Source organism: Streptococcus mitis (genome assembly GCF_003943905.1).
GTDB classification, from domain to species: Bacteria; Bacillota; Bacilli; order Lactobacillales; family Streptococcaceae; genus Streptococcus; species Streptococcus mitis_BC.
Genome location: NZ_RJNS01000003.1, coordinates 293,426 through 308,964, shown reverse-complemented (window position 1 = coordinate 308,964; position 15,539 = coordinate 293,426). Strand labels below are relative to the sequence as shown.

The 15,539-nt window shown below is 44.7% G+C and carries 13 protein-coding genes; all 13 read left to right on the top strand.

Annotated features, from left to right (window positions below; all coding sequences use genetic code 11):
- The coding region (locus D8854_RS07340; protein WP_260469233.1) for an LPXTG cell wall anchor domain-containing protein at nt 1–895 on the top strand (895 nt) is incomplete at its 5' end.
- Nucleotides 896–1,605: 710 nt separating this feature from the next.
- The gene (locus tag D8854_RS07335) at nt 1,606–3,219 is read left to right on the top strand and encodes a ribonuclease Y (RefSeq protein WP_049519337.1); all 1,614 of its coding nucleotides are present in this window, start codon (nt 1,606–1,608) and stop codon (nt 3,217–3,219) included.
- Nucleotides 3,220–3,353: 134 nt separating this feature from the next.
- The gene (gene gmk, locus D8854_RS07330) at nt 3,354–3,980 is read left to right on the top strand and encodes a guanylate kinase (RefSeq protein WP_000775041.1); all 627 of its coding nucleotides are present in this window, start codon (nt 3,354–3,356) and stop codon (nt 3,978–3,980) included.
- 24 nt (nt 3,981–4,004) lie between these two features.
- Nucleotides 4,005–4,319, top strand: a complete 315-nt coding sequence (gene rpoZ / locus D8854_RS07325) for a DNA-directed RNA polymerase subunit omega (protein WP_002875802.1) — start codon at nt 4,005–4,007, stop codon at nt 4,317–4,319.
- 65 nt (nt 4,320–4,384) lie between these two features.
- Complete coding sequence (locus D8854_RS07320; RefSeq protein ID WP_125450356.1) at nt 4,385–6,781, top strand: primosomal protein N'; 2,397 nt, start codon at nt 4,385–4,387, stop codon at nt 6,779–6,781.
- A 12-nt stretch (nt 6,782–6,793) separates the two neighbouring features.
- Nucleotides 6,794–7,729: a methionyl-tRNA formyltransferase gene (fmt, locus tag D8854_RS07315; protein WP_125450355.1), complete on the top strand. Its 936-nt coding sequence runs from the start codon at nt 6,794–6,796 to the stop codon at nt 7,727–7,729.
- Nucleotides 7,722–9,035, top strand: coding sequence for a 16S rRNA (cytosine(967)-C(5))-methyltransferase RsmB (gene rsmB / locus D8854_RS07310; protein ID WP_185768077.1), 1,314 nt, complete (start codon nt 7,722–7,724; stop codon nt 9,033–9,035). The genes fmt and rsmB overlap by 8 nt, the downstream gene beginning before the upstream one ends.
- A 15-nt stretch (nt 9,036–9,050) precedes the next feature.
- Nucleotides 9,051–9,791 carry a Stp1/IreP family PP2C-type Ser/Thr phosphatase gene (locus D8854_RS07305; RefSeq protein WP_000401538.1) on the top strand — a complete coding sequence of 247 codons (741 nt, stop codon included), beginning with the start codon at nt 9,051–9,053 and terminating at the stop codon, nt 9,789–9,791.
- Nucleotides 9,788–11,671: a Stk1 family PASTA domain-containing Ser/Thr kinase gene (gene pknB, locus D8854_RS07300; protein WP_125450353.1), complete on the top strand. Its 1,884-nt coding sequence runs from the start codon at nt 9,788–9,790 to the stop codon at nt 11,669–11,671. Before D8854_RS07305 ends, pknB begins: the two co-directional genes overlap by 4 nt.
- Before the next feature lie 87 nt (nt 11,672–11,758).
- Entirely contained in the window at nt 11,759–12,517 is a 759-nt protein-coding gene (locus D8854_RS07295) for a threonine/serine exporter family protein (protein WP_125450352.1), read from the top strand.
- Nucleotide 12,518: 1 nt separating this feature from the next.
- Nucleotides 12,519–12,974 (top strand): threonine/serine exporter family protein, encoded by a 456-nt coding sequence (locus D8854_RS07290; protein ID WP_125450351.1) that lies wholly within the window; start codon nt 12,519–12,521, stop codon nt 12,972–12,974.
- Nucleotides 12,975–13,092: 118 nt separating this feature from the next.
- The gene (locus tag D8854_RS07285) at nt 13,093–14,265 is read left to right on the top strand and encodes a hydroxymethylglutaryl-CoA synthase (protein ID WP_185768080.1); all 1,173 of its coding nucleotides are present in this window, start codon (nt 13,093–13,095) and stop codon (nt 14,263–14,265) included.
- Nucleotides 14,265–15,539: a hydroxymethylglutaryl-CoA reductase, degradative gene (locus D8854_RS07280; RefSeq protein ID WP_125450349.1), complete on the top strand. Its 1,275-nt coding sequence runs from the start codon at nt 14,265–14,267 to the stop codon at nt 15,537–15,539. The genes D8854_RS07285 and D8854_RS07280 overlap by 1 nt, the downstream gene beginning before the upstream one ends.

Genomic DNA, 15,539 nt, shown 5'->3' with positions numbered 1-15,539 from the left:
CAATAGCGTATCAGCCTCAATCAGTGCATCTGAATCAGCAAGCAACAACTCAAGTAGTACTTCAGTTTCAACAAGTACTTCAGTAAGCTTGAGCAATAGCGTTTCAAGCAGTTTGAGTACAAGTGCGTCACAACAATCTAACTCATTCAGCTATAGTAAGGGTGAGCCAACAAGCGAATCTAAGCCAGAGTTTAACCTTCCTAGCTACCTTGAATCTGTAAGTGCAAGTGAGTCAGTTTCACTCAGCAAGTCAGTAAGTGTATCATTGAGCGATAGTACTTCTACTTCAATCAGCGCAAGTGAGTCAGTCTCAACAAGCGCAAGCTTGAGTGACAGCATTTCTGCCTCAATCAGTGCAAGCAACAACTCAGGTAATGGTTCAGGTTCAACAAGCACAAGCAATGGCTCAGCTAGTCAATCAGCTAGCGCATCAGTATCTGCAAGTCAAAGCACTTCAGCGTCTGTATCAGCTAGCCAATCAGCTTCAATCAGTGCAAGCAACAACTCAGGTAGTGGTTCAGGTTCAACAAGTACAAGCAATGGTTCAGGCGATGCCTCAACTTCAGCAAGTACTTCAGTAAGCTTGAGCAACAGCGTAAGTGCTTCAATCAGCACAAGTGAATCAGTTTCAACAAGCACAAGCTTGAGCAATAGCGCAAGTACCTCAGCTAGCTTGTCTGACAGTGCTTCAATCTCAAGTGCATTGAACCACTCACAAGCTCCTGCCCAACAACCTGCTGGACCAGGACGTTCAAACGGTAGAAAACTTCCAAATACAGGAACTGCAAGTAACCAATTTGCTGGTCTTGGATTAGGAGTAGCTGCCTTGGCAACTGCCTCTCTTCTTGGCAAGAAGAAGAAATCAGCAGCTTCTGAAATGGATTTAGAAGACTAAGTCCCAAAAATCGACTAAAATGAAATTGTTGATATCATTTTAGCGATGAAAACAAGAACCCCGGATAGCTCAAAGCTATCTGGGGTTTTTGGCTCTTTGTCAACTGTGGAGGGTGAGATCGAATTAAGCATGAGAGAGAATCAGATTGGTTCTCTCTTTTCTAATATTCAAAGTAACGAGAATTATCACTCTAAATTTTTGAAATTTTGAAAATCAAATACTAGACATCTTATATTCTTGCTGATTGCTTTCAACTAATGGCGAAGTTTACCAGAACAAGTCAATGTCTGGCTGTCAATCTCACAAGGTGCTAAAGTTTCTCTGAAAGTTTGAGGATAAAAGGCTTTATTATAGCGCGACTGAGATGTTGGAATATGTGAAATTTATTCAGTATAATTTTGGTATTTTGAAGTAGTGTGATGATGGGGATCTGGCTGTTAAATCTGTCCGCAGTGAACCGCTTTCACTTGTTCCTGAACTTTCTCTAAGGCGTTTGTAGAAGTAGTATTTGGTAGGTGATTGCTCTTTTTTGCTTCGTTTTTCGTGGAAATTTAAATTTTTAAAGATTCTTAATCTTGCTTGGAAATCCAAGGAATTTCTTCAAAAAATCACACAAAACTCTTCAATTTGGGTTTGTGGAAATCGGTTTTTTATGATAGAATATTAAGGAATGTATGTCATTCGATAAACAAATTTAATGAGGTAAAAACATGGAAATCATGACCATTGCGATTGTTGTTTTTGCCGTCATCATTGGTTTAGTCATTGGATATGTCAGCATCTCAGCTAAGATGAAATCATCTCAAGAGGCTGCAGAGTTGATGCTTCTAAATGCTGAACAAGAAGCAACTAATTTACGAGGACAAGCTGAGCGCGAAGCGGATTTATTGCTAAATGAAGCCAAGAGCGAAAGCAAGTCTCTTAAAAAAGAAGCACTATTGGAGGCCAAAGAGGAAGCCAGAAAATACCGTGAAGAAGTGGACGCTGAATTTAAGTCAGAACGTCAGGAGCTCAAGCAAATTGAAAGTCGTTTGACGGAGAGAGCTACGAGCCTTGACCGTAAGGACGACAATTTGACGAACAAAGAAAAAACACTTGAACAAAAAGAACAAAGTATTTCTGATAGAGCAAAAAACCTTGATGCACGTGAAGAGCAATTAGAGGAAGTCGAAAGACAAAAAGAAGCTGAACTGGAACGTATCGGTTCCCTTTCCCAAACTGAGGCTCGAGATATTATCTTGGCTCAGACAGAGGAAAATTTGACCAAGGAAATTGCTAGCCGCATTCGTGAGGCAGAGCAAGAGGTCAAGGAACGTTCAGACAAGATTGCGAAAGATATCTTGGTTCAGGCTATGCAGCGTATCGCTGGTGACTATGTAGCAGAGTCAACAAACTCTACAGTTCACCTACCAGACGATACCATGAAGGGACGCATTATCGGTCGTGAAGGACGTAATATTCGTACCTTTGAAAGTTTGACAGGGGTAGATGTCATCATTGACGACACGCCAGAAGTGGTAACCTTGTCAGGATTTGATCCGATTCGTCGTGAAATTGCTCGTATGACCATGGAAATGTTGCTCAAGGATGGCCGTATCCACCCAGCTCGTATCGAGGAATTGGTGGAGAAAAACCGTCAGGAGATTGACAATAAAATCCGTGAATACGGTGAGGCTGCTGCCTATGAGATTGGTGCGCCAAACCTCCATCCAGACTTGATGAAGATCATGGGACGTTTGCAGTTCCGTACTTCTTATGGACAAAATGTCTTGCGTCATTCGATTGAGGTTGCTAAGCTATCTGGTATCATCGCCAGTGAACTTGGTGAAAATGCAGCTCTTGCCCGTCGTGCTGGATTCCTTCACGACATTGGGAAAGCTATTGACCGCGAGGTTGAAGGTAGCCACGTTGAGATTGGTACGGAATTGGCTCGTAAGTACAAGGAACACCCAGTTGTGGTGAATACCATTGCTAGCCACCACGGCGATGTCGAAGCCGAAAGCGTCATTGCAGTGATCGTTGCCGCAGCAGATGCCTTGAGTGCAGCGCGTCCAGGTGCTCGTAGTGAATCTCTTGAAAGCTATATCAAACGTCTCCATGATTTGGAAGAAATCGCCAATGGCTTTGAAGGAGTGCAAAATAGCTTTGCTCTTCAAGCAGGACGTGAAATACGTATCATGGTTAATCCAGGACAAATCAAGGACGACAAGGTCACAATCTTGGCTCACAAAGTTCGTGAGAAAATTGAAAATAATCTCGATTACCCAGGAAATATCAAAGTAACCGTGATCCGCGAACTTCGTGCAGTAGATTATGCTAAATAAATAAGAAAGAGCAGTTGAAATATTACTGCTTTTTTGTTACACTAGATAGAAAGACTGTAGAAGGATAACTGACGCGATCATCAGTATCCGAGAGAAATTTTACTTTATTTCACAGACTAACTAAAGGAGACATAATGGCAGACCGAGGCTTGCTAATCGTTTTTTCTGGTCCTTCAGGAGTTGGGAAAGGAACGGTTAGAAGAGAGATTTTTGAGAGTTCTGAGAATCAATTTCAATACTCTGTATCGATGACGACACGCGCGCAACGTCCTGGTGAAGTGGACGGAGTGGACTATTTCTTCCGTACTCGTGAAGAGTTTGAAGAACTGATCCGTCAAGGTCAGATGTTGGAATATGCAGAATATGTCGGTAACTACTATGGAACTCCTCTGACCTATGTCAACGAAACCCTAGATAAGGGAATCGATGTCTTTCTTGAGATTGAAGTGCAAGGAGCTCTTCAGGTTAAGAAAAAGGTTCCAGATGCTGTCTTTATCTTTCTAACGCCACCAGATTTGGATGAATTGCAAGATCGTTTGGTAGGTCGTGGAACAGATAGTGCGGAAGTGATTGCCCAACGAATCGAAAAAGCCAAGGAAGAAATTGCCCTCATGCGTGAGTATGATTATGCCATTGTTAACGATCAGGTGCCCCTCGCTGCTGAACGTGTCAAGCGTGTGATCGAAGCAGAACACTTCCGTGTGGACCGTGTCATTGGTCACTATCAGGAGATGTTGCCAAAATCTCCAACTACTCGATAAACTATAGGAAACAGGTACAAGCAAATGATGTTAAAACCCTCTATTGATACCTTGCTCGACAAGGTGCCATCAAAATATTCACTCGTAATCTTGGAAGCAAAGCGTGCCCACGAACTAGAAGCAGGCGCGCCAGCAACTCAAGAGTTTAAGTCTGAAAAATCAACTCTTCGTGCTTTAGAAGAAATCGAGTCTGGAAATGTAACCATTCACCCAGATCCAGAAGGAAAACGTGAAGCGGTTCGTCTCCGTATCGAAGAAGAAAAACGCCGTAGAGAAGAAGAAGAAAAGAAAATCAAAGAGCAAATCGCTAAAGAAAAAGAAGATGGTGAAAAAATTTAAGGTTGGGGGGACTCAATCTTATTTTTTCTATTACAAGAATGTAGTGACAAGAAGGAGGTGAGAAGATGGCGATCGCAAAAATTATAGTGGATGTTCCCCTGATGCAGACGGACCAGCCCTACAGCTACAAGGTCCCTGAGGAATTTGTAGAGATGCTAGAAGTCGGTATGCGGGTTCATGTCCCCTTCGGCAAAGGCAATCGTTTGATACAAGGGATTGTGCTAGATTTGGAGTCCCAGTCTGATGAAGAGGTTGCTGATCAGGACTTGAAAGAGATTGCAGAGGTGCTAGACTTTTCTCCTGTCTTGACTCAAGAGCAACTCTGGCTAGCTGAGGAGCTACGAAAGTCCGTCTTTTCTTACAAAATCTCCATCCTAAAAGCCATGCTACCGGGATTTTTAAATTCCAGTTATGATAAGATTCTCTATCCTCTGGAAGGTTTGAGTCGGCAAGACAAAGAGCGCTTGTTTGGTTCAGAAGATTCGCTAGCCTTTTCTTCTCTAGACTTGGCCAAGCAGGCTGAGATGATGCGTTTGACTAGGAAAGGTCTGCTCCGCTTAGAATACCAGGCAGTCGATCAAAAGAAGGTCAAGACCCAGTCTTGGTATGAGATCCATGTTGAGCAGTTAGAAGGTATTGAGATTTATGCGCGTGCTAAGAAAAAGTTGGAATTGAGAGACTATTTACTGTCTCATCCTGAAAGTGCTTCCTTGGCTAGTTTGCTAGAGTCCTACTCGCGGGAGCAAGTTAACTTTTTTGTGGATCAAGGAGCTCTAACCCTAGTACAAAAGGAAGTGCAACGCTCAGCTGCTTATTTTGAAGGCATTGAAGTTAGCCAACCTTTGGAATTGAATCCGGAACAAAGACAGGCACGTGATGCCATTGTCAGTGCTATTGGTAGTCAACAGCCTCCCTTCCTCCTTCAAGGGATTACAGGGAGTGGGAAAACGGAGGTTTACTTGCAGATTATCCAAGGAGCCTTGGACAAGGGTAAGACAGCCATTCTACTGGTACCTGAGATTTCTCTGACGCCACAGATGACGGAGCGTTTTATTGCTCGTTTCGGCGAGAAAGTGGCCATTCTTCACTCAGGCCTGTCCAATGGTGAAAAGTACGACGAATGGCGCAAGGTTGAGCGTGGCGATGCTCAGGTAGTGGTTGGCGCTCGATCAGCTATCTTTGCTCCGTTGAAAAATCTGGGTGTCATGATTATCGATGAGGAACATGAAGCTAGCTACAAGCAAGACAGCAATCCTCGTTATCATGCCAGAGAGGTCGCCATCTTACGGACCCAGTACAATCAAGCAGCTTTGGTCCTTGGTTCGGCGACACCGAGCTTAGAGAGCCGTTCGCGTGCTGGAAAAGGTGTCTATCACCACTTACGACTAACCCAACGAGCTAATCCTCTGGCTACGATTCCTGAGGTTCAAGTGATTGACTTTCGTGACTATATCGGGCAGAATGAGACATCAAACTTTACGCCCCCTTTGCTAGAAGCCATTCAAGACCGTCTGGCTAAAAAAGAGCAGGTAGTTCTCATGCTAAACCGCCGAGGTTATTCTAGCTTTGTTATGTGTAGGGAGTGTGGGACTGTGGATACTTGTCCCAACTGTGATATTTCTCTCACCCTGCACATGGATACCAAGACCATGAATTGCCATTACTGTGGCTTTTCTAAGGGAATTCCTCATATCTGCCCCAACTGTCAGAGTCGCAGTATTCGTTACTACGGGACGGGGACTCAGAAGGCCTATGATGAGCTGGCAGAACTCTTTCCTCAGGCCCGCATTCTGCGGATGGATGTGGATACGACCCGCAGGAAGGGTAGTCACCAAGCTCTTCTTGACCAGTTTGGCCTAGGGGAAGCAGATATCTTGCTGGGAACTCAGATGATTGCCAAGGGCTTGGATTTTCCAAATGTGACTCTGGTCGGAGTTCTTAATGCAGATACGGCCTTGAATCTGCCTGATTTCCGTTCTTCTGAGAGAACCTTCCAACTCTTGACCCAGGTGGCTGGTCGTGCAGGTCGAGCAGAAAAGGCTGGGCAGGTCTTGATCCAGTCTTACAATCCTGAGCACTATGCCATTCGTTTTGCCAAAGACCAAGACTACGAAGGCTTTTATGCTTATGAAATGAGTATCAGACGCCAACTCGGCTACCCGCCTTATTATTTCACTATTGGGATTACCCTCTCTCACAAGAAAGAAGAAGAGGTTGTCAAACGTGCCTATGAGGTCATGGGAATTTTGCGCTCAGGTTTATCGGAAACTAGTAAAATCCTTGGACCAACGCCAAAACCCATTGCCCGTACCCACAACCTTTATCATTACCAGATATTGATTAAATACCGTTTAGAAGATGAGCTGGGACCGACTCTCAACCAAGTCTTGGCCTTGACTCAAGAACGGGAAAATAGCGAGCTTCGTCTCAGTATTGACCATGAGCCACAGCAATTTTTATAAGAAGGAGAAGAAATGACAAAACTAATCTTTATGGGGACCCCTGAATTTTCAGCGACAGTTTTGAAGGGTTTGTTATCAGATGACCGTTACGAGATTCTAGCTGTTGTGACCCAGCCAGACCGCGCTGTCGGCCGAAAAAAAGTGATCCAAGAAACCCCAGTCAAGCAGGCTGCCAAAGAAGCAGGTCTTCCCATTTACCAGCCTGAAAAATTATCTGGAAGTCCTGAGATGGAAGCCATTATGAAGCTAGGGGCGGCTGGGATTATCACTGCTGCTTTTGGGCAGTTTCTCCCAAGTAAACTCCTTGATAGCATGGATTTTGCGGTCAACGTTCACGCTTCCCTTCTTCCAAAACACCGTGGTGGCGCTCCCATTCATTATGCCCTGATTCAAGGGGATGAGGAGGCTGGTGTGACCATCATGGAAATGGTTAAAGAGATGGATGCGGGAGATATGATTTCTCGTCGTAGCATTCCCATCACAGATGAGGACAATGTCGGGACCTTGTTTGAGAAATTAGCGATTGTTGGTCGTGACTTGCTTTTGGACACCCTTCCTGCCTATATTGCTGGGGAGATCAAACCTGTGCCTCAGGACCCAAGCCAGGTCACTTTCTCGCCAAATATCAAACCAGAGGAAGAAAAGTTGGACTGGAATAAGACTAACCGTCAACTCTTCAACCAAATCCGAGGGATGAATCCTTGGCCTGTTGCCCACACCTTTCTAAAGGGCGACCGCTTTAAGATTTATGAAGCCCTACCAGTAGAAGGTCAGGGCAATCCAGGGGAGATCCTCTCTATTGGCAAGAAAGAATTGATCGTCGCTACGTCCGAAGGAGCTTTATCTCTCAAGCAAGTGCAGCCAGCTGGTAAACCTAAGATGGACATTGCTTCCTTCCTCAACGGAGTGGGACGGACATTGACAGTAGGAGAACGATTTGGTGACTAAAGTAGAAACGGCTAGAAGTCTCGCCCTAGCAGTGCTAGAGGATGTTTTTGTCAATCAAGCATATTCAAATATTGCCTTAAATAAACACCTCAAGGGGAGTCAACTCTCAGCAGCAGACAAGGGTTTAGTAACAGAGATTGTCTACGGAACGGTAACCCGCAAACTGACTCTGGAATGGTACCTGTCCCACTTTATCGAAGACCGAGACAAGCTAGATAACTGGCTCTATATCCTGCTCCTTATGAGTATCTACCAACTCCGTTTTCTGGATAAGATTCCCGATCACGCAGTGGTCAATGAAGCGGTGGAAATAGCTAAATTCCGTAAAAAAGGCAGTGAAAAATTGGTCAACGCCGTCCTTCGTCGTATTTTGCGAGAAGGCTGGCCAGATGTTGACAGCATCAAACGCAAAAATAAGCGTGATTCCATCGCCTATTCTCTCCCGGTTTGGCTCGTGTCTAAACTTAAGGAAGAATACGGTGAAGAGCGAGCACAAGCCATCTTTAAAAGTCTCTTGGTGCGAAATAAGGCCAGTATTCGGGTGACCGACTTGAGCCGAAAAGAGGAAATCAAAGCTTTGTTAGAGGCGGCTGATTCCCCTTTGGCAGCCACTGGTCTGGTCAAGGAGCAAGGCCACTTTGCAGGACATGATTTGTTCGCAGAAGGGGCCATTACCATCCAAGATGAGTCTAGTCAATTGGTTGCTCCGACTCTTGATCTACAAGGAGAAGAGCGAGTGCTTGATGCTTGTGCAGCTCCTGGTGGGAAAACAGCCCATATTGCTTCTTTCCTCACATCTGGTAAGGTGACGGCTTTGGACCTTTATGATCATAAGTTGGACTTGATCCAAGAAAATGCGGAGCGTTTGGGTGTGGCAGATCGAGTGCAAACGCAAAAATTGGACGCCAGAAAAGTGCATGAGTTTTTTGAAAAAGACTCTTTTGACAAGATTTTAGTAGATGCTCCTTGTTCTGGAATTGGTCTTTTGCGCCGCAAACCAGATATCAAATATAATAAAGAAACGGCGGATTTCGCAACATTACAGCAAATTCAGCTGGAAATACTAGGTAGTGTTTGTCAAACCTTACGAAAAGGTGGTATAATAACGTATAGTACCTGCACTATCGTCTCAGAGGAAAACTTTCACGTCGTTGAGGCATTTTTAGAAAGTCACCCCGAGTTTGAGCAGGTTAAACTAGAACACGAATGCAAGGATATTTTGAAGGACGGCTGTATCTTGATCACTCCTGAATTGTACGGAAGTGATGGATTCTTTATCAGCCAATTCCGTAAGATATCAGAATAGGAAGGAACTGACACAATGGAAATAGCATTATTAACAGATGTTGGTCAGAAACGAACAAATAACCAAGACTATGTCAATCACTTTGTCAACCGAGCAGGACGCACCATGATCCTCTTGGCTGATGGGATGGGAGGACACCGTGCAGGCAATATCGCTAGTGAGATGGCAGTAACAGACCTAGGCGTGGCTTGGGTTGATACCCAAATCGACACCGTCAATGAGGTCCGTGAATGGTTTGCCCACTATCTGGAACTTGAAAATCAAAAAATTCATCAGATGGGGAAAGACGAAGCCTATAAGGGGATGGGAACAACGCTTGAAGCAGTAGCCATTATTGGAAATCAAGCTATTTATGCCCATATTGGTGATTCTCGTATCGGTTTGATCCGTGGTGAAGATTATCGCCAGCTCACAAGTGATCATTCTTTGGTTAATGCTCTGCTAAAGGCTGGCCAGCTAACTCCAGAGGAGGCAGAAATTCATCCGCAGAAAAATATCATTACCCAATCCATTGGGCAAAAAGATGAAATTCAACCAGATTTTGGCATGGTTAGCCTAGAGCCAGGAGACTACCTCTTGCTCAACAGTGACGGCTTGACCAATATGATCTCAGGAAGCGATATCTACGATATTGTAACAAGTGATATTTCCTTGGCAGACAAGGCGGCAACTTTGATTCGTTTTGCCAACAATGCAGGTGGTTTAGACAATATCACGGTTGCCCTTGTTCACATGAATGAGGAGGAAGTAGAATGATCCAGATCGGCAAGATTTTTGCCGGACGATATCGGATTATCAAACAGATTGGTCGAGGAGGCATGGCGGATGTTTACTTGGCCAAGGATTTGATCCTAGACGGGGAAGAAGTGGCGGTTAAGGTCCTGAGGACTAACTATCAGACAGATCCGATTGCTGTGGCACGTTTTCAACGTGAAGCGAGAGCCATGGCGGATCTGGATCATCCCCATATCGTTCGAATAACAGATATCGGTGAGGAAGACGGTCAGCAGTATCTAGCTATGGAGTATGTGGCAGGGCTGGACCTCAAACGTTATATTAAAGAACACTCTCCTCTCTCAAACGAAGAAGCCGTCCGTATTATGGGACAGATTCTCTTGGCGATGCGTCTGGCGCATACGAGAGGGATTATCCACCGAGATTTGAAACCTCAAAATATCCTATTGACACCAGATGGAACTGCCAAAGTTACAGACTTTGGGATTGCCGTGGCCTTTGCAGAGACCAGTCTGACACAGACCAACTCCATGCTCGGTTCAGTTCACTATCTCTCACCTGAGCAGGCCCGTGGTTCCAAGGCAACTGTGCAGAGTGACATCTATGCTATGGGGATTATTTTCTATGAAATGTTGACTGGACATATCCCTTATGATGGGGATAGTGCAGTGACTATTGCCCTCCAGCATTTCCAAAAACCACTTCCATCTGTTATTGCTGAGAATCCAGCAGTACCACAAGCTTTGGAAAATGTCGTTATCAAGGCAACGGCCAAGAAATTGACAGATCGCTATCAGTCTGTATCAGAAATGTATGTGGACTTGTCGAGTTGTTTGTCTCACAATCGTAGGAGAGAACCAAAGCTAGTCTTTGATGAGGCAAGCAAGGTTGATACCAAGACCTTGCCTAAAGTTCCACAAAGCACTCTGACCTCTATTCCGAAGGCTAAGCCACAATTAGAGCGACCTCAATCAAAACAGCAGACTCAGCAGGTAGTAGATGAAGCACCAGTACCAAAACCAGCGAAAAAACGGAAGTTTAAAGCTCGCTACATGATTTTACTGGCCAGTGCCTTGCTAGTTGCAGCCTCTTTGATTTGGATCTTCTCCCGAACTCCAGCGACTATTGCTATTCCAAATGTATCGGGACAGACAGTTGCTGAAGCTAAAGAAACACTGAAGAAAGCTAATTTTGAGGTAGGTGAAGAAAAGTCAGAGGCCAGCGACACAGTAGCCGAAGGTCGCGTCATTCGAACAGATCCAGAAGCTGGAAGCGGTCGAAAAGAAGGAAGCAAAGTAAATCTAATCGTCTCATCAGGTAAGCAATCCTTCCAACTAAGTAACTATGTAGGACGTAAGTCCTCGGATGTTGTCGCAGAGCTCAAAGGGAAAAAGGTTCCAGAAAATCTTATCAAGATCGAGGAAGAGGAATCTAGCGAAAGCGATCCAGGAACAGTCATTAGGCAAACCCCAGCTGCAGGAAGCACTTACGACCTAACAAAGGCAACAAGTATTGTATTGACAGTTGCTAAGAAGGTAACTAGCGTTTCCATGCCAAGTTACATTGGCTACAGTCTCGAATTTACTAAGAACAATTTGACTCAGATTGTTGGTGTAAAAGAGGCCAATATCGAAGTTGTGGAAGTATCAACTGCTCCTGAAGGAACTGCTGAAGGAACAGTTGTTAGTCAGGACCCTAAACCTGGAGAAAAGGTAGATCTCAATAAAACACGTGTTAAGATTTCGATTTATAAACCAAAACCACTTCCTTCTTCATCAAGTTCGTCTCAACACGGAAATTCAGGAACAGACACGACGCCTTCACAGAGTAACAATCAAGGTAGCAACCCTACAACGGATTCTTCAGATGGCGGTAGAACGTCAAGCAATGAACGAAATTAACCCAATCTTTGTCATGATTTCATGACAAAGATTTTTTTTCATGAACTTTTGTGATAGAATAAAGGGAGTAGAAAATAGGAGTAGAAAATGGACGAATCAAAAGAGTTAAATGCTGTCATTGATGTGATTATGCTAGCTGGAACCATTCTCTTGAAAAGTGGTTCGGAGATTCATCGGGTTGAGGACACCATGATTCGCATTGCCCATTCACAGGGAATAGTGGATTGCAACGTTCTTGCCATGCCAGCAGCTATTTTCTTTTCTATTGAGAATACCAATATTTCTCGTATGAAACGAGTAACTTCTTCCTCCTACAACATCGAAAAAGTCTGCGATGTCAACCAAGTATCACGGGAGCTTGTCGGAGGGCAGATCGATCTCTCTACGGCTTTTGAAAGGCTAAAGGAAATCAGAAATCAAGCTCTTCCTTATACCAAGTTCCAAGTGACTATTGCAGCAACTCTCAGTGCCCCTTTTTTCTCGATTATGTTCGGGGGGAATACCTATGATGCTTTTGGTGCAGCCATTGCGACCTTACTTGGTTTTGCTTTTTCTCTCTATGTAGAGAAGTTTGTCCGCATTCCTTTTGTAACCGCCTTTGCGGGTGCCTTTGTTTTTGGATTGATTGCCCAGTTCTGGGCCCGCTATACAGGATTTCCTTCGACGGCAGACTTGATCATAGCGGGAGCCGTCATGCCTTTTGTTCCAGGGATTGCTCTGACAAATGCAGTTCGGGATATCATGACCAACCATATCAACTCTGGTATGAGCAAGATGTTTGAATCCTTGCTCATTACCCTCGCTTTAGGGGCCGGCACCTCCGTCGCCCTTGTTTTGATGACATAAGATGACTCTAACAAGTATTTTACTCCAAGCAGTGGCGAGTTTACTCGCCATTATCACCTTTCTAATCGTACTAAATGTTCAGCGTTCCATGCTCCTACCTGGTGGTGTTCTGGGAATGGGTGTCTGGCTCCTCTACCTCGTGCTCAAAGAACCAACCAATGTTATTGTTGCGACCTTTATTGCAGCGGTGGTTGGTTCTTGTATCAGCCAAATTTTAAGTATTGTATATAAGACGCCAGCAGTGGTCTTTGTTTTGGCCATTCTTGCTCCCTTGGTGCCCGGTTATCTATCCTATCGAACGACAGCCTTCTTTGTGACAGGCGATTACAGCCATGCCCTTGCCAGCGCGACTTTGGTGGTTATGTTAGCCCTCGTTATTTCTATTGGAATGGCAAGTGGAACGGTGATTTTAAAGCTCTATTACTACATCCGAAAACAGAGAAGAATCTCCTCCTAAGGCTGTCAAAGCAAAGACTTGATTTGGTGAATCAAGTCTTTTTTCTCTCTTTTGCCCCTATTTGTGATAAAATAGAATGAAACGATTTTTTACAATGAATGAAAAAACAGAGGTAAATATGACAATCGGTATTGATAAGATTGGTTTTGCGACCAGTCAATATGTCTTGAAATTACAAGACTTAGCAGAAGCAAGGGGAGTTGACCCCGAAAAATTTAGCAAGGGACTCTTGTTAAATGAAATTAGTATTGCGCCACTGACTGAGGACATTGTTACCTTGGCATCTAGTGCAAGCAACTCTATCCTCACAGATAAAGAAAAAGAAGAAATCGATATGGTCATCGTGGCGACTGAGTCAGGGATTGACCAGAGTAAGGCAGCGGCAGTCTTTGTTCATGGTTTATTAGGCATCCAGCCTTTCGCCCGTTGCTTTGAAATCAAAGAAGCCTGCTATGGAGCAACAGCTGCTCTCCATTATGCTAAATTGCATGTGGAAAATTCTCCAGAGTCTAAGGTTTTGGTCATTGCCAGTGATATTGCCAAGTATGGTGTGGGAACTCCAGGTGAACCAACTCAGGGTGCTGGAAGTGTAGCGATGTTGATCACCCAAAATCCGCGCATCATGGCCTTTAACAATGATAATGTTGCTCAAACACGCGACATCATGGATTTCTGGCGTCCGAACTATTCAAGCACTCCTTATGTAAATGGCATGTACTCGACCCAACAGTATCTTGATTGCCTGACAACGACTTGGGGTGAATACAAGAAACGCTATGATTGGACTATGGATGACTTTGCGGCTATCTGCTTCCACTTGCCTTATCCTAAGTTGGCCCTAAAAGGATTGCGCAAGATGATGGATAAGACTTTATCTCAGGAAAAAAAGGATAGTTTGCAAGAAAATTTTGATAAGTCCATTCTCTACAGTCAGATGATTGGAAATATCTATACAGGTTCCCTCTTTCTCGGGCTTCTCTCTCTTTTGGAAAATGCAGAGACTTTGAAGGCTGGAGATAAAATTGCCCTCTACAGTTACGGAAGTGGAGCGGTTTCAGAGTTCTTTAGTGGTGAATTGGTCGAAGGCTATGAGGCTTACCTTGATAAGGATCGCTTGAACAAGCTCAATCAACGTACTGCCCTGTCTGTTGCAGATTATGAAAAAGTCTTCTTCGAAGAATTGCAGTTGGATGAATCTGGTTCAGCCCAATTTGCAGGCTATGAACATCAAGACTATGCCTTGGTTGAAATTCTCAACCACCAACGCCGTTATAGCAAGGTTGAAAAATAATGAAGAAAAGTTGGAATGGATTTTCTAAAAAATCATACCATGAGCGCCTTGAGTTGTTGCGAGCTCAGGCGCTCCTTAGTCCTGAAAAGCAAACGGGTCTGGAGCAGGATGAACAAGTCAGCTTGGCTGTTGCAGACCAGCTGAGTGAGAATGTGGTGGGAACTTTTTCTCTGCCTTATTCTATCATTCCAGAACTTTTGGTGAACGGTCAGGACTACACAGTTCCCTATGTGACAGAAGAACCTTCTGTGGTTGCTGCGGCCAGCTATGCCAGCAAAATCATCAAGCGTGCAGGCGGTTTTACTGCTCAAGTCCATCAGCGTCAGATGATTGGGCAGGNAGCCCTTTATCAAGTTGCTAATTCAGATATAGCGCAAGAGAAGATTGCCAGCAAGAAAGCGGAGCTCTTGGAAATTGCCAATCAAGCCTATCCTTCTATCGTCAAACGTGGTGGTGGGGCGCGTGATTTGCATGTAGAGCAGATCAAAGGTGAAACAGACTTTCTCGTTGTTTATCTCCATGTCGATACCCAGGAAGCTATGGGAGCCAATATGCTCAACACCATGCTAGAAGCCTTGAAGCCGGTCTTAGAAGAACTCAGTCAGGGACAGAGTCTCATGGGTATTTTGTCCAACTACGCGACCGATTCTCTGGTGACTGCAAGCTGTCGTATCGCCTTTCGCTACTTGAGCCCTCAAAGGGACCAAGGACGAGAAATTGCGGAGAAAATAGCCTTGGCTAGCCAGTTTGCGCAGACTGATCCCTACCGAGCAGCTACGCACAATAAAGGGATTTTTAATGGTATTGATGCCATTTTGGTTGCCACTGGTAATGACTGGCGTGCCATCGAAGCTGGTGCCCATGCCTTTGCTAGTCAAGATGGACGCTATCAAGGCCTCAGCCGTTGGAGTATAGATAAGGACACAGAAGAATTGGTCGGTGAGATGACACTACCCATGCCGGTAGCGACCAAGGGCGGCTCTATCGGTCTCAACCCACGTGTGGCTCTTAGTCACGAACTACTGGGAAATCCTTCAGCCAAAGAATTAGCTCAGATTATCGTTTCGATCGGGCTGGCACAAAATTTTGCGGCCCTCAAAGCCTTGGTGAGTACAGGCATCCAGCAAGGCCATATGAAATTACAGGCCAAATCCCTAGCTCTCCTAGCAGGTGCTAGTGAGTCCGAGGTTGCTTCCCTCGTTGAGCGCCTCATCGCAGATAAAACCTTTAACTTAGAGACAGCCCAGCGCTATCTCGAAAACTTAAGATCATAA

Excerpts from the sequence above, each read along its gene's own strand:
- D8854_RS07305 (WP_000401538.1), top strand. The coding sequence starts at position 9,051 with ATGGAAATAGCATTATTAACAGATGTTGGTCAGAAACGAACAAATAAC.
- D8854_RS07295 (WP_125450352.1), top strand. The coding sequence starts at position 11,759 with ATGGACGAATCAAAAGAGTTAAATGCTGTCATTGATGTGATTATGCTA.
- D8854_RS07285 (WP_185768080.1), top strand. The coding sequence starts at position 13,093 with ATGACAATCGGTATTGATAAGATTGGTTTTGCGACCAGTCAATATGTC.
- pknB (WP_125450353.1), top strand. The coding sequence starts at position 9,788 with ATGATCCAGATCGGCAAGATTTTTGCCGGACGATATCGGATTATCAAA.
- fmt (WP_125450355.1), top strand. The coding sequence starts at position 6,794 with ATGACAAAACTAATCTTTATGGGGACCCCTGAATTTTCAGCGACAGTT.
- D8854_RS07320 (WP_125450356.1), top strand. The coding sequence starts at position 4,385 with ATGGCGATCGCAAAAATTATAGTGGATGTTCCCCTGATGCAGACGGAC.
- gmk (WP_000775041.1), top strand. The coding sequence starts at position 3,354 with ATGGCAGACCGAGGCTTGCTAATCGTTTTTTCTGGTCCTTCAGGAGTT.
- D8854_RS07290 (WP_125450351.1), top strand. The coding sequence starts at position 12,519 with ATGACTCTAACAAGTATTTTACTCCAAGCAGTGGCGAGTTTACTCGCC.
- rpoZ (WP_002875802.1), top strand. The coding sequence starts at position 4,005 with ATGATGTTAAAACCCTCTATTGATACCTTGCTCGACAAGGTGCCATCA.
- D8854_RS07335 (WP_049519337.1), top strand. The coding sequence starts at position 1,606 with ATGGAAATCATGACCATTGCGATTGTTGTTTTTGCCGTCATCATTGGT.